17 protein-coding genes are annotated in these 13505 nt (G+C 69.7%); 10 read left to right on the forward strand and 7 right to left on the reverse strand.

Annotated features, from left to right (window positions below; translation table 11 throughout):
- Positions 1-99: 99 nt before the first annotated feature.
- Positions 100-1011, forward strand: coding sequence for a sigma-70 family RNA polymerase sigma factor (locus tag AC1ROC_RS00745; protein ID WP_492997480.1), 912 nt, complete (start codon positions 100-102; stop codon positions 1009-1011).
- 83 nt (positions 1012-1094) lie between these two features.
- On the opposite strand, the gene AC1ROC_RS00750 is transcribed toward AC1ROC_RS00745, so the two are convergent.
- On the reverse strand, positions 1095-1436 hold the full coding sequence (locus AC1ROC_RS00750) for a DUF7882 family protein (RefSeq protein ID WP_085368045.1): 342 nt from the start codon (positions 1434-1436) through the stop codon (positions 1095-1097).
- Positions 1437-1507: 71 nt separating this feature from the next.
- Between AC1ROC_RS00750 and AC1ROC_RS00755 the strand changes: the two genes are divergently transcribed.
- Entirely contained in the window at positions 1508-3007 is a 1500-nt protein-coding gene (locus tag AC1ROC_RS00755; RefSeq protein WP_492997483.1) for an SDR family oxidoreductase, read from the forward strand.
- Positions 3008-3011: 4 nt separating this feature from the next.
- Here the strand turns inward: AC1ROC_RS00755 and AC1ROC_RS00760 are convergent, their stop codons facing one another.
- Positions 3012-3608: a MarR family winged helix-turn-helix transcriptional regulator gene (locus AC1ROC_RS00760; RefSeq protein ID WP_492997485.1), complete on the reverse strand. Its 597-nt coding sequence runs from the start codon at positions 3606-3608 to the stop codon at positions 3012-3014.
- A 73-nt stretch (positions 3609-3681) separates the two neighbouring features.
- On the opposite strand from AC1ROC_RS00760, the gene AC1ROC_RS00765 reads away from it, so the two are divergent.
- The 6 genes from AC1ROC_RS00765 to AC1ROC_RS00790 are packed head-to-tail and all read left to right on the forward strand — an operon-like array spanning position 3682 to position 8881.
- Positions 3682-4764: a polyprenyl synthetase family protein gene (locus AC1ROC_RS00765; RefSeq protein ID WP_492997487.1), complete on the forward strand. Its 1083-nt coding sequence runs from the start codon at positions 3682-3684 to the stop codon at positions 4762-4764.
- Positions 4761-5684, forward strand: a complete 924-nt coding sequence (locus tag AC1ROC_RS00770) for a phytoene/squalene synthase family protein (RefSeq protein WP_492997489.1) — start codon at positions 4761-4763, stop codon at positions 5682-5684. Before AC1ROC_RS00765 ends, AC1ROC_RS00770 begins: the two co-directional genes overlap by 4 nt.
- A complete protein-coding gene (gene crtI / locus AC1ROC_RS00775) occupies positions 5681-7297 on the forward strand; it encodes a phytoene desaturase family protein (protein WP_492997491.1) in 1617 nt (538 codons plus the stop codon). Before AC1ROC_RS00770 ends, crtI begins: the two co-directional genes overlap by 4 nt.
- Positions 7294-7680: a lycopene cyclase domain-containing protein gene (locus tag AC1ROC_RS00780; protein ID WP_168689663.1), complete on the forward strand. Its 387-nt coding sequence runs from the start codon at positions 7294-7296 to the stop codon at positions 7678-7680. The genes crtI and AC1ROC_RS00780 overlap by 4 nt, the downstream gene beginning before the upstream one ends.
- Positions 7677-7997, forward strand: a complete 321-nt coding sequence (locus AC1ROC_RS00785) for a lycopene cyclase domain-containing protein (protein WP_085368035.1) — start codon at positions 7677-7679, stop codon at positions 7995-7997. Before AC1ROC_RS00780 ends, AC1ROC_RS00785 begins: the two co-directional genes overlap by 4 nt.
- On the forward strand, positions 7994-8881 hold the full coding sequence (locus AC1ROC_RS00790) for a prenyltransferase (RefSeq protein ID WP_492997493.1): 888 nt from the start codon (positions 7994-7996) through the stop codon (positions 8879-8881). The genes AC1ROC_RS00785 and AC1ROC_RS00790 overlap by 4 nt, the downstream gene beginning before the upstream one ends.
- Positions 8882-8909: 28 nt before the next feature.
- Here AC1ROC_RS00790 and AC1ROC_RS00795 read toward each other — a convergent pair whose 3' ends face one another.
- Complete coding sequence (locus tag AC1ROC_RS00795; RefSeq protein ID WP_492997495.1) at positions 8910-9290, reverse strand: glyoxalase superfamily protein; 381 nt, start codon at positions 9288-9290, stop codon at positions 8910-8912.
- Positions 9291-9502: 212 nt separating this feature from the next.
- Here AC1ROC_RS00795 and AC1ROC_RS00800 point away from each other — a divergent pair, with 212 nt between their 5' ends.
- Both AC1ROC_RS00800 and AC1ROC_RS00805 read left to right on the forward strand, forming a co-directional pair.
- Entirely contained in the window at positions 9503-10453 is a 951-nt protein-coding gene (locus AC1ROC_RS00800; protein WP_434948880.1) for a DnaJ domain-containing protein, read from the forward strand.
- A 67-nt stretch (positions 10454-10520) separates the two neighbouring features.
- Positions 10521-10910: a VOC family protein gene (locus AC1ROC_RS00805; protein ID WP_168689659.1), complete on the forward strand. Its 390-nt coding sequence runs from the start codon at positions 10521-10523 to the stop codon at positions 10908-10910.
- 4 nt (positions 10911-10914) lie between these two features.
- On the opposite strand, the gene AC1ROC_RS00810 is transcribed toward AC1ROC_RS00805, so the two are convergent.
- The 4 genes from AC1ROC_RS00810 to AC1ROC_RS00825 all read right to left on the reverse strand — a co-directional run bounded on the left by AC1ROC_RS00810 (position 10915) and on the right by AC1ROC_RS00825 (position 13443).
- Complete coding sequence (locus AC1ROC_RS00810; protein WP_168689658.1) at positions 10915-11727, reverse strand: DUF72 domain-containing protein; 813 nt, start codon at positions 11725-11727, stop codon at positions 10915-10917.
- Entirely contained in the window at positions 11727-12098 is a 372-nt protein-coding gene (locus AC1ROC_RS00815; protein WP_168689657.1) for an RNA-binding S4 domain-containing protein, read from the reverse strand. Before AC1ROC_RS00815 ends, AC1ROC_RS00810 begins: the two co-directional genes overlap by 1 nt.
- Positions 12099-12100: 2 nt before the next feature.
- A complete protein-coding gene (locus AC1ROC_RS00820; protein ID WP_492997497.1) occupies positions 12101-12547 on the reverse strand; it encodes a HEAT repeat domain-containing protein in 447 nt (148 codons plus the stop codon).
- Between the two features lie 65 nt (positions 12548-12612).
- Complete coding sequence (locus AC1ROC_RS00825) at positions 12613-13443, reverse strand: DUF1295 domain-containing protein (protein WP_179150706.1); 831 nt, start codon at positions 13441-13443, stop codon at positions 12613-12615.
- Between the last annotated feature and the right edge of the window lie 62 nt (positions 13444-13505).

Below are 13505 nucleotides of genomic sequence, written 5' to 3' on the forward strand. Positions count from 1 at the left end.
GATTTGCTTACCTGTCAGAAGATTCCCCGCCCGACCGCGGGACTCGCACCGCAGTGATGCAGAGCGAAAAAATGAACACGAGTGATGGGAAGACGAGACATGACAGTCCTCGAAGTGACCAACGATCCGGTGCGCGACTACCTGAACTCGATCGGGCGCACGCGCCTCCTGACCGCCGAAGAAGAGGTGTCGCTGGCCACGCGCATCGAGATCGGCGTGCTCGCCGGAGAGCGCCTCGCCAAGCGTCCCGGCCTCACCCCGGTGGAGCGCCGCGAGCTGCAGTGGCTCGCCGACGACGGCAAGCGCGCGTTCGAGCGTTTCATCGAGGCGAACCTCCGCCTCGTGGTCAGCATCGCCAAGCGGTACGCGGGCCGCGGCCTGCCGGTGATGGACCTCATCCAGGAGGGCAACCTCGGCCTGGTGCGCGCGGTGGAGAAGTTCGACTACCGCACCGGCAACAAGTTCTCGACGTACGCCACCTGGTGGATCCGCCAGTCGATCCTCCGCGGCATCGCGGACACCGCACGGCTCATCCGCATCCCGGTGCACACGGTGGAGAAGATCGACAAGCTCGACCGCATCCGGCGCGACCTGGGCGGTGAGCTCGGTCGCACCCCCACGCTGGAGGAGATGGCCGAAGCGTCCAACCTGACGCCCGCCGAGGTGCACAAGCTGCAGATGAGCGACTCGGAGACGGTGTCGCTCGCGGTGCCCGTCGGCGAGAACGAGGGAGCGGAACTCGGCGACCTGATCGAGGACGACGACTTCCCGACGCCCGCAGAGGCCGTCGAGGTCGGCTTCCGCCACCGCGACCTCGAAGAGCGCCTCAAAGACCTGCCCCCGCGCGACGCGAAGGTGGTCAGGATGCGCTTCGGGCTCGACGGCCAGAAGCCGATGACGCTGGATGAGGTCGGCGAGGTCTACGGCATCACCCGCGAGCGCGTGCGCCAGCTGGAGACCCGCAGCCTCAAGCGCCTCCGCTGCCCCGAACTCCTCGAGTACCTGCGCTGAGCGGGCCGTTGGCCGGCCAGTGCACGACAGACATGGACGAACCCCGCGCCTGGCGCGGGGTTCGTTCGTCTTCGCTCCGGGACTCAGCGGCCGGGAGGAGTGTCCGCGTTGACTTCGTCGGCGCCGAGCGCGCCGATCTCCTCGGTCAGCTGCAGACCCTGGGCGCTGTTGGACGACAGGGTGAGCGCTTCCAGCCACACCTTGTTGATCTTGGGAGGGCGGCCGCCGCTGTAGCGGAACAGCAGAGGAACGGACGGGTCGATCCAGATGGCGCTGCGGCCGTCTCCGACGCCCTGCTCGTCACGCCAGGAGAAGAAGAACCCCTCTTTGCGTCGCAGCTTCAGGCCGACGACGATCTGCAGATGCGCAAGAACCCGATCGTCGAAACCGATCTCCGTCGTTCCAGCGTAGACAAGCTTTCCCATGCCTCGAAGTTACAGGACGGGCGAACGCACCGCGCGCATCCGGCGCCGGGACACGAGCGTATGGTCGCAGCATGACAGGCAGACGCGCACTCGTCACCGGAGCGACGGGCTACATCGGCGGCCGGCTGGTGCCCCGGCTGCTCGCCGACGGATTCACCGTGCGCGTGCTCGCGCGCTCGCCGCAGAAACTCACCGACGTGCCCTGGCTGCAGCAGGTGGAGGTGGCGGAGGGCGACCTGCACGACCGGGATGCCGTCGCAGCAGCCATGAAAGACGCCGATGTCGTCTACTACCTCGTCCACTCGATGCGGGCGTCGGGGGACTTCGACGAGGAGGAGGCCGACGCCGCGCGCATCGTCGCCGAGGAGGCCGCCACCGCGGGCGTCAGCCGCATCGTCTACCTCGGGGCGCTGCACCCGGAGGGCGAGCTGTCCAGGCACCTCCGCTCCCGGGTGGCCGTCGGGCGCATCCTGCTCGACTCCGGCGTGCCGACGGTCGTGCTGCAGGCGGGGGTGGTGATCGGCTCCGGCTCCGCGTCATTCGAGATGATCAGGCACCTCACCGAGGTGCTGCCGTACATGCCCGCGCCGCGCTGGGTGCGCAACCGCATCCAGCCCATCGCGATCCGGGATGTGCTCCGCTACCTGATCGCGGCGGCCGACCTGCCGCCGGAGATCAACAGGGCGTACGACATCGGCGGGCCGGACATCCTGCGCTACGGGCAGATGATGAACGGGTTCGCGCTGGAGGCCGGTCTCCGGCAGCGTCCGATCGCGTCGCTTCCGGTGTTCACGCCGTGGCTGGCGTCGCAGTGGGTGAACCTGGTCACGCCCATCCCGCGCAGCCTCGCCGTGCCGATCATCGAGTCGCTGCAGTACGACTGCGTGGTGCGTGAGCACGACATCGACGAGGTCATCCCGCCGCCGGAGGGCGGACTCACGGGCTACCGCACCGCCGTGCGCCTGGCGCTCGCCCGGATGCGCGACGGCGACGTCGAGACGAGCTGGCGGAACTCGACGGTCGGCAATGCGCCGAGCGACCCGTTGCCGAGCGACCCGGACTGGGCGGGCCACACCGTGTACACCGACGTGCGGGAGCGCAGCAGCAGCGCATCCGCCGACCGGCTGTGGCGCGTCGTCGAAGGGATCGGCGGGGAACGCGGCTGGTACTCGTTCCCGCTGGCGTGGGCGCTGCGCGGCTGGATGGACAAGCTGGTCGGCGGCGTCGGGCTGCGCCGCGGCAGACGCGACGCCGACCGGCTGCAGACCGGGGACGCGCTCGACTGGTGGAGGGTCGAGCGCATCGACAGGGGAAGGGAGCTGCGGCTGCGCGCCGAGATGCTGGTGCCGGGGAAGGCCTGGCTGGAGATGCTGGTGGAACAGGAGGGGGAGGGTTCCCGCTATCGGCAGAGGGCGATCTTCTTCCCGAAGGGGCTGGCCGGGCGGCTCTACTGGTTCGCGATCCTGCCGTTCCACGGCGTGATCTTCAACGGGATGGCGAACAGGATCGTGGCCGAGGCTGCGGAGGAGCGATCGTCGGAGTCGGCGCCGGCGAGGGAGCCTGCCGGCTGATGGCTCAGCGCGTGGGGGTCTCAGCCGCTTCCGGTTCCTCGGCGTCTTCCGGATCCTCCGGGAGCTGCGGGATCGCGGCGAGGTCGGTGAGGAACCGGATCACGATCTCGCGCTCGTCGCTGTTCAGGCCTCTGGCCACCTCGAAGCGGTGTGCGTGCTGCCTCCCCATCACGCGGCGCACCTCGCGGTGCGTTTCCTCCGTGATCGCGACCGTCACCGCGCGGCGGTCGGTCGGGTGCGGACGCCGCTCGATGTGGCCTGCACGCTCCAGCCGGTCGAGCATCTTGGTCGTCGAGGCCGTCGAGATGTGCAGGTGCTCGGAGAGGGCGCCCGCCGTGACGGCGACGTCGGCGTTCGCCGACGCGATGATGTACCGCAGCGCCTTCATGTCCGTGTCGTTGAGCTTCATCTTGCTGCGCGATTCGAAGCTGAGTTTCTGCTCGGCCTCCCGCCAGTCTTTGAGCGCGGTGAGGAGCACGACGACCCGCTCGAGGTCGACCTCGGTGAGGTCGTCGTGGCGGACGAGTTCCTGCCGAGGGTCGATCACGCGGGGGTCGAGCATCGACCCGGAGACGCGGCGCGCGTCCTCATTGAAACCCATGCGCACATCCTATGCCCGCTAGTAAGAAGCGTGCTAAGTTATTTACTTACTTGGCTAGACAAAGGAGCGTAGGATGACCCAGATCCATCAGGGAGCACCGCGCATCGGTCTGCCGGAGGTGGATGCCAGGCTCGCCGCTTTCTTCACGGAGCGGTCGGAGCAGGCGACGCGGTACGGCAGCGAATACCAGCGTCTGTGGAGCAGCGCGCGGAGCGCCAGCGAGGGAGGCAAGCGCATCCGTCCCGGCTTCGTGCTGAGCGCCTTCGACGCCATCGGCGGCGAGGCCTCCGGCGTCGCGACCGCGGCCGACGCCGTGGACACGGCCGTTGCCTTCGAGCTGCTGCACACCGCGTTCCTGCTGCACGACGACGTGATCGACGGAGACACGGTGCGGCGAGGACGCCCCAACGTGGCCGGCGAGTTCGCCGGGGATGCCGCCGCCCGCGGCATCGACGGGGAGCGTGCCACCCTCTGGGGCGAGACCGCCGCCATCCTCGCCGGCGACCTGCTGCTGCACGCCGCGGCCTCGCTGATCGCCCGGCTGGAAGTGCCGTCGCCGACCCGCACGGCGCTGCTCGACCTGCTCGACCACAGCATCTTCGTCACGGCGGCGGGGGAGCTGTCGGACGTGTCGTACAGCCTGCGCCTGGACGAGGCGCGACTGCCGGATGTGCTCGCCATGACCGAGCGCAAGACGGCCGCGTACTCGTTCGCCGGGCCGCTCGCCGCCGGCGCCATGCTCGCGGGGGCGGGCGGCGACGTGCTGGCGGCGCTGGGGGAGTACGGCAGGCTGCTCGGCATCGCCTTCCAGCTCGGCGACGACCTCCTCGGTGTGTTCGGCGAGGAGGATGCCACAGGCAAGAGCATCGTCAGCGACCTGCGCGAGGGCAAGGAGACCTCCCTCATCGCGTACGCGCGCGCGACCTCGGCCTGGCCGACCATCGAGCAGCACTTCGGACGCCCGGACCTCGACCACGACGACGGTCGCCGTCTCGCGGCCCTGCTCGACGCGTGCGGTTCGCGCGCCTTCGTGGAGGGGCTCGTCGCCGAGTACGCGGACGCCGCCGTCGCGGCCCTCGCCGTCCCCGGGCTCCCTTTGTCGCTGACCGACGAGCTTTCGGCGGTGGCCCGCTCCTGCGTCGGGAGGATCGCGTGACCAGGGAGGCCGAGCTCACCACCGCCGGCGGTGCCCGACCGGCCGCCCCCACCGATCTGTCCCTCTACACGCGGGCAGCGCACACCAGCTCCGCCACGATCATCCACGAGTACTCCACGTCGTTCGGGATGGCGACCAAGCTGCTCTCCCCGGAGGTGCGCCCCCAGGTCGAGGACATCTACGCCCTGGTGAGGATCGCCGACGAGATCGTCGACGGCGCGGCGGCGGAGGCCGGTCTCGCCGTCGACGACCAGCGCGCGCTGCTCGACGCGCTTGAGGCGGACACCGAGCGGGCGATGCGCACCGGATACAGCGCCAACGTCGTGGTGCACTCGTTCGCGTGCACGGCCAGGGCCGTCGGGATCGAGCCGTCGCTGACCGTGCCGTTCTTCGCGTCGATGCGCCGCGACCTCAGTCCGGTGGACTTCAGCTCGGACGAGCTGAGCGCGTACATCTACGGGTCGGCCGAGGTGGTCGGGCTGATGTGCCTACGCGCGTTCCTCTCCCACGAGCAGGTCGCCACCGACCGCCGGATGCGGTTGGAGAGCGGTGCCCGCCGGCTCGGCGCCGCCTTCCAGAAGATCAACTTCCTCCGCGATCTGGCCGTCGACTGGACGGAGCTCGGCCGCAGCTATTTCCCCGGCATCGATCCGGGCAGGCTCACGGAGCGGCAGAAGCTGGAGCTCGTGGTGGACATCGAGCGCGACCTCGGTGCCGCCCAGGACGCCATCCCGGAACTGCCGGACAACTGCCGCCGCGCCATCGCCGCGGCGCACGGCCTGTTCGCGGAGCTGACCGACCGCATCCGGTCGACGCCGGCCCCACTGCTGCTGTCGACGCGTGTCAGCGTCCCGACCAGGACGAAGCTCGCCATCCTGATGCGCGCGACGGCCGGATGGGGCGCGGGGTCGTCGCGATGACCGGCGACCGCCCCAGCGCTGCCCCGGCGTCGGTCGTCGTGATCGGCGGAGGCATCGCCGGTCTCGCGACCGCCGCCCTCCTCGCGGTGGACGGCCACCGGGTCACGCTCCTGGAACAGCACGACCAGCTGGGCGGCCGGGCGGGAACCTGGTCGGCGGACGGTTTCCGCTTCGACACCGGGCCGTCGTGGTTCCTGATGCCCGAGGTCTTCGACCACTTCTTACGGCTGCTCGGCACCAGTTCGGCCGAACAGCTCGATCTCGTCACCCTGGATCCCGGATACCGCGTGTTCTCGGAGTCCGGAGCTGCGCCCCTGGATGTGCGGGCGGACTACCCGGCCAACCGCGCGCTGTTCGAGTCCGTCGAGCCCGGCTCCGGCCCCCGCCTCGACCGTTACCTGGCCAGCGCCCGCGAGACGTACCGGATGGCGGTCGACCGGTTCCTCTACGGAACGTTCGCTTCCTTCCGCCCGCTGTTCTCCCGCGACCTGGTGACGAAGCTCGGCCGCCTCGGCCGTCTGCTTCTGGAGTCTCTGGAGCGTCGGGCGGCGCGGACGGTTCAGGACACCCGGCTCCGCCAGATCCTCGGCTACCCCGCGGTGTTCCTCGGCACGTCGCCCGACAGGGCGCCGAGCATGTACCACCTGATGAGCCACCTCGACCTGGAGGACGGCGTCCGCTACCCGCAGGGCGGGTTCGGCACCATCATCGACAGGATCGCGGCGATCGCCCGCGCCGACGGCGCCCACCTGCAGACCGGCGCCCGCGTGACGGCGATCCGCACGGAGCCGGGCGCCGCCCGCGCCAGGGTCACCGGAGTGGAGTACCGGGATGCGTCCGGCGGCCTGCACTTCGTCCCTGCAGACACCGTCGTCTCGGCCGCTGACCTGCACTTCACGGAGACCACCCTGCTGCCCGAGGCGCTGCGCACATACCCGGAGTCGTACTGGGAGCACCGCGACCCCGGCCCCGGCGCCGTGCTGGTGATGCTCGGCGTCCGCGGAGCCCTCCCGGAGCTGACGCACCACAACCTCTTCTTCACCACGGACTGGGCGGACAACTTCGACCGCATCTACGGCGCGGAGCCGTCCATCCCTGATCCGGCGTCCCTCTACGTCTGCAAGCCGAGCGAGACGGACCCGACCGTCGCCCCCGATGGCAGCGAGAACCTGTTCGTGCTCGTCCCCGTGCCCGCCGATGTCTCCATCGGCTCCGGTGGTGTCGACGGCACGGGCGACCGCCTGGTGGAGCGGACGGCGGACGCCGCCATCGCGCAGGTCGCCGCCTGGGCGGGCATCCCGGACCTCGCCGACCGCGTCATCGTGCGCCGTACGGTCGGCCCGGACGATTTCGCCACCGACCTGAACTCCTGGCGGGGTGGAGCCCTGGGACCGGCGCACACGCTGCGGCAGAGCGCCTTCTTCCGCGGACGCAACGCCTCAGCGAAGGTCGACGGCCTCCTCTATGCCGGAGGATCGACGATCCCCGGCATCGGCCTGCCGATGTGCCTGATCAGCGCCGAGCTGGTGTTGAAGCGTCTCCGCGGCGATACCAGCACCGGACCCCTGCCGGAGCCGCTCGCTGCGGAGACCCGCTCGGAGTCGGTGGCGTGAGCATCCTGTATCTGCTGTTCATCCTCCTGTCGCTGGGGGCGATGGTGCTGATCGACCACCGCTTCCGTCTGTTCTTCTGGCGGGATGCCCGCCGCGCCACGTTCGTGCTGGTGGCCGGGGTGCTGTTCTTCCTCGCCTGGGACCTGGCCGGCATCGGCCTGCACGTCTTCGCCCGCGGAGAGTCTGGCTACATGACCGGCATCGTGCTCGCCCCGGAGCTCCCGCTCGAAGAGGTCTTCTTCCTCACTTTCCTCTGTTACCTCACGATGGTCCTGATTACCGGCGCCCGTCTTGTGCTCGACCGGCGTGGCGACCGTGGCAGCGATCGTGACCGCAACCTCGCCCGCGACCGTGACCGCCTCCGCGATCGGGGGCGCGCATGACCTACCTCCTCCTCAGCCTCGCCTTCCTCGCACTCGCACTCGTCGTCCTGGCCGTCGCGCTCGCCACCGCCAGGGACCGCGCAGCCATCGTCCGCCGCTGGTGGCTGCCCGTCCTGATCGCCGGTGTGCTGCTGGCTGTCCTCACGGCCGTCTTCGACAACGTGATGATCGGCTCCGGCCTGATGACGTACGGCGAGACCACGATCAGCGGCACCCGCATCGGGCTCGTGCCCATCGAGGACTTCGCGTACCCGCTGGCCGGTCTCCTGCTGCTTCCCGCCCTCTGGCTCCTCGTCCGGAAGCGGAGACCGGAATGACGATGGCAGCCCAGACGTCCTCCCCGTTCCGCCAGCTCGTGCTCGCCTCCCGCCCGCTCAGCTGGATCAACACCGCCTTCCCGTTCGCCGCCGCCTATCTCCTCACCACCCGGCAGCTCGACCTCACCTTCGTGCTCGGCACCCTGTACTTCCTCATCCCGTACAACCTCGCGATGTACGGGATCAACGACGTCTTCGACTACGAGTCCGACCTGCGCAACCCCCGCAAGGGAGGCGCGGAGGGCGCCGTGCTCGACCGCGGGATGCACAGGCGCATCCTGATCGCCGCCGCCGTCACCAACCTCCCGTTCCTCGTGTATCTGGTCATGGTCGGCTCCCCGCTGTCGTGGCTGGTGCTCGCGGTGAGCGTGTTCGCGGTGATCGCGTACTCGGTGAAGGGCCTCCGCTTCAAGGAGATCCCGTTCCTCGACTCGGTCACTTCGAGCACCCACTTCGTCAGCCCGGCGGTGTATGGGCTGGTGCTGGCGGGCGCCGCCTTCACCCCGCAGCTGCTCGCGGTGCTGCTCGCCTTCTTCCTCTGGGGGATCGGAAGTCACGCGTTCGGCGCCGTGCAGGACGTCGTGCCCGACCGGGAGGGCGGCATCTCCTCGATCGCCACGGTGCTGGGTGCGCGCAGCACCACCCGCTTCGCCATCGCGGCCTGGGCGCTCGCGGGCCTCGCGATGCTGCTGACCGCGTGGCCAGGACCGATCGCCGCCGTCCTCGCCATCCCGTACATCGTCGCCGCAGCGCCGTTCTGGTCGGTGAGCGACGAGGACTCCGCGTCGGCCAACCGAGGCTGGCGCGGCTTCCTCTGGATCAACTACGCGTGCGGCTTCGTCGTGACGATGCTCCTCATCCTGTACGCGACGCTGACCGCCTGACCCAGCCAGCCAGCCGACGCGCCCCCACTCACCCCCGCTTCGGCAGTTCCTGCAGCGCCCACGTGTTCCCATCCGGGTCGGAGAACGTCACGAACCGCCCCCAGTCCAGGTCGGCCACGCCCTCCGCCTCCACCCGGTTCTCGCGCAGGTGCGCGAGGGCGTCGTCGGCGCTCTGCACCACGATCTGCAGTCCGCGCTGGCTGCCGGGCTCCATGTCGGTGAGTCCTTCGCCGAACGCGATCGAGCACGCGGAGCCGGGAGGGGTGAGCTGTACGAACCGGAGGGTGTCGGAGACGCGGTGGTCGTGGTCGGCGATGAAGCCGACCTGGTCGACGTAGAACGCCTTCGCGCGGTCGACGTCGGTGACCGGGATGGTGATGAGCTCGATGCGCCAGTCTGTGATGGCCATGATCGGTGCCTTTCTGTCGGGTGCTGCCCTGTTCTTTCTTCGTACTCCCACGCTAGAGAGGAATGCGGACAAGAACCGGCCTCAATAGGAAATTGTGGATAACATCTCTCTCCCGGCCGCTGGGGAGGAAGCTCACAGCGCAGGGACGGTATCGTCGGAAGACACGCGCAGCAACAGCACGCACCACACCGGCCGAGAAAGACGAACGAGCGATGAGCGACAGCCCGGCTTCGCCCACTCCATACGAGGTGCTCGGCGTCGCATCCACCGTCAGCCACGAGGAGCTGCGCCGCGCGTACCGCAGGCTCTTGCGCGAGACGCACCCGGACACCGGCGGGACAGCCGCCCGATTCCAAGCGGTGCAGGACGCCTGGGAGCTCGTCGGAGAGCCGGACGACCGCGCCCGCTACGACCGCGGCGAGGCGGCATACGCCGGCGACGTCAGCGCCGACGGGGCGGCAGGCAACGGCTTCAGCGCCACCTTCCACGCCACCCGCTCCCAGTCCCGCGGCGCCACCGTCCGCGCCCGCAGCTACGGCCACCCCGGGGGCCAGGCTCGCGAACGCTACCTGCACCTGATGCGCGAGTGGATGGGCAGGGGCACCGAGCTCGACGACCCGTACGACCCTGGGCTGGTCCGCTCGGCACCGCGCGAGATCCGCCATCTGCTCGCCGTCGCGCTCGCCGAGGAGGCCACGGCGCGCGCCGTCGCCGGGCTCGGCATCGGGTTCACGATCTGGAACGACGTCTCCGTGCATCCCCGCTCCGACGCGAAGCTCGACCACGTCGTGCTCGGCCCGGCCGGCCTGTTCGCGATCCGCTCCGCCGACTGGGGCAGCGAGGTGAAGCTCTCCAAGGGCGACATCGTCGGTGAGGCGGTCGACCGCGACGAGGAGCCGTTCCACGACCTCCTGCGCGACTCCAAAACCTTCTCGCGCCAGGTCGGCGTGCGCTTCACCGGCCTGATCATCGTCGTCCCGGACGACGCGCTGGCCGTGCCGTACGACCGCATCGAGCGTGGCCGGCTCTCCGGATCGCTGCTCGTGCGCCGGTCCCTGCTGCCGCAGGTGCTCCGCAACGGCGCGAATGCGGCGGGCAGGGAGAGCGTCGACCGCGCGTTCGAACTGCGCACTCGCCTGCAGGAGAGCATCCGGTTCGTTTGACCCAGGATGTCGGGCACCAAGACCTCGGCCCCTGGACGCGGCAGGCGCGAGGGAGCAGAGTGGGCACATGGTCACTTCACTCGACATCTTCAGCGGTTTCAGCGTCGACGACATCCCTGCGGCGAAGGCGTTCTACGGCGACACCCTCGGCCTGAACATCACCGACGGCCCGATGGGCAACCTCGACCTCGCCCTGCCGGCCGGCGGTCACGTGTTCATCTACCCCAAGCCGGATCACAGCCCGGCGAGCTTCACCATCCTGAACCTGGTGGTGCCGGACATCGACGCCGCCGTCGACGAGCTCAACGCCAAGGGCGTGAAGACCGACATCTACGACGACCCGAACCTGCCGACCGACGCCAAGGGCGTCCTGCGCGGCAAAGAGGTGGACCGGGGCCCGAACATCGCCTGGTTCCGCGATCCGGCCGGCAATGTGGTGTCCGTGATCGAGGACTGAGCGCTCAGCCGGCCAGGAGCGCCCGCAGCGCCATCGCGTCGACGGGTGAGCGCACCTTCGCGTCGTTGTCGAAGTACGCGTACACGTCCAGCCCGTCGCTGAGCCAGCCCCGGATGTCCGCGGCCCAGCGCGCGAGCGCCTCCGGCGTGTACCCGCTCGTGTACAGCTCCTCGTCGCCGTGCAGCCGCACGTACTGGAAGTCCGTGGTGGTCTCCCGGATCACGGGGAAGCGCCCTGCGGTGTCCGCGACGACGATGGCGACCCCCGCATCCCGCGCGATGGCGGTGAACTCCGGAACGTCGAACGACGGGTTCCGCACCTCCATCGCGTGCCGGATGGGCCGCTCCGCGCCCGGGTCGAGGAACGTCCTGTCCTCGTCCAGGCTCGTCTCCGCCGCGAGGGCGGCAGCGGCGGTCGTCGTGCGGGGGAGCATCGCGAAGAACGCGGTCACAGCCTCCGGGTCGAACGCGAGGTTCGGCGGCACCTGCCAGAGCATCGGCCCGAGCTTCGCGCCGAGCGCGAGCACGCCGGACGCGCAGAAGTTCGCCACCGCCTCCCGCGCGTTCTTCAGCCGCAGGATGTGCGTGATGTACCGCCCGCCCTTCACGGAGAACACGAAGTCGTCGGCCGTCTCCTCCGCCCAGCGCCGGTAGCTCGCCGGTTTCTGCAGGGCGTAGAAGCTGCCGTTGATCTCGATCGAGTCGAGCCGCTCCGCTGCATATTCAAGCTCCGCCCGGTGCGGAAGTCCCTTCGGGTAGAACGTGCCGCGCCACGGCGCATACGTCCAGCCGGAGATCCCGATCCTGGCGACCGCCATCAGCGCCCCCGCAGCTGATCCAGGATGCGCCTGTCCCGCTTGGTCGGACGCCCGGCGCCGCGCTCGCGCAGCACGGCGGACGGCGCCTCCACCTTCGGAGGGGGCGGGGGAGTCAGGTCGTCGAAGCACTCCGCGGCGACGACGGCGCCCACCCGCTTCACGATCAGCCGCTTGGCGATCAGGATGCGCTCGGTGTCGCCCACCCTGGCGCGCACCTCGTCGCCGATCCTGACCGGGGTCGCCGGCTTGGCCTTGTCGCCGTTCACCCGCAGGTGCCCGGCTTTGGTGGCAGTGGATGCGGCGGAGCGCGTCTTGTAGAGGCGCACGGCCCACGCCCAGGAGTCGACGCGGACGCTCGCAGGTTCGGCCACGATCAGACCGCTTCGGCCAGCTGGCTCTTCCACTTCACGAGGCTGCGGACGGTCTTGCTCCTGTCGGTGGCGAGCTTGTCCATCACGTCGGTGGGCACGAAGTAGTTGATCGCCACCCAGCCGCGCACGGTCTCGGAGCGGTCGTCCGCGAGCATCCGGAGGATGTCGCAGGGGGTCGCCTCGTTCTTCGCGACGCAGCCGCGCACGCCGGCGTCCGGGTCGTTCGCGAGGGTGAGGAAGAGGTCGTCCGGAGTGTTGTAGCTGCTCGCGACGCTCTCCCGGATCTTGGGGTTCGGGTCGGAGGCGAGCAGCCTCAGCCGGCGGATCTTGCTCTCGGTGACCGGGGGAGACGGGTGCAGCGCCGCCGCCTCCTCCGCGGTGAGCATCGCCGGTCGGTGCTCACGCATCACCTGACGCTGGGCCGGGGTGTTGAACCGAATGCACGACATGCGTCAACGGTACGCGCTCGCTCCGACCTTCGCGCGGCTGGCACGCCGGGGCCGTCGCGCCGCGGTCACGGAGCAGCGGGTGCCGGCTCGTCGCCGTTGCGCCGCGGCGGCCACGGCACGATCGGCGACGTGCGCCGCTGGTACTGCGCGTACTCGGGGTAGCGGGACACCGAGATGCTCTCGGTGAACACCGTCGACCCGATGAACAGCCCGGTCAGCAGCAGCGGCCCGATCACGGTCCACTGCAGGATGGACCCGGCCGCCACGCAGCCGAACAGGAAGAGCACCCACCACTGTGCCTGCTCGAAGAAGAAGTTGGGGTGCCGGGAGACACGGAACAGCCCACTCTGCAGGAAGCGCGGCTGCGGGTCGCGCCCCGCAGCCTTCTCCGCGTTCTTCCACTGGTGGAAGTTCCACTGCTGCTGGTCGGCCACGGTCTCGCCCACCAGGAACGCGAGGAACACCACGGCGCAGACGATGTCGAGCACGCCGAGCGGCGTCTGGTGCAGGTAGGCGGTCCAGGCGGGGAGGGTGATGAGGAACAGCAACACATTCTGGTAGATCACGATGAAGAACAGGTTGAACAGCCAGAACTGCCAGCCGGGCATCCTGCCGCGCAGCACCGCCCAGCGGTAGTCCTCTCCGCCGGGCGCGTACCCGCCCTTGCGCGCGAAGTTGAAGGTGAGTCGGATGCCCCAGAGGGTGACGAGGATCGCCATCAGGTCGAGCCGCGCATCCTGCAGTCCGGCGAATCCGGCGTACACCCAGACGTATGCGACGGGCACGATCGACCAGATGCGGTCGACCCAGGAGTGCTCGCCGGTGATGAGCGAGAGCACCCAGGTGACGACGCAGACGCCGACGAGTATCCAGAGACTGACGATGAATGGCTCCACGCCCACATCTTATGCACGCATTCGCCGCGCGCCGGGGAGCCTCCCGGCACGGAGAACGGAAT

This window comes from Leifsonia sp. GW821-FHT13C05 (assembly GCF_058806515.1).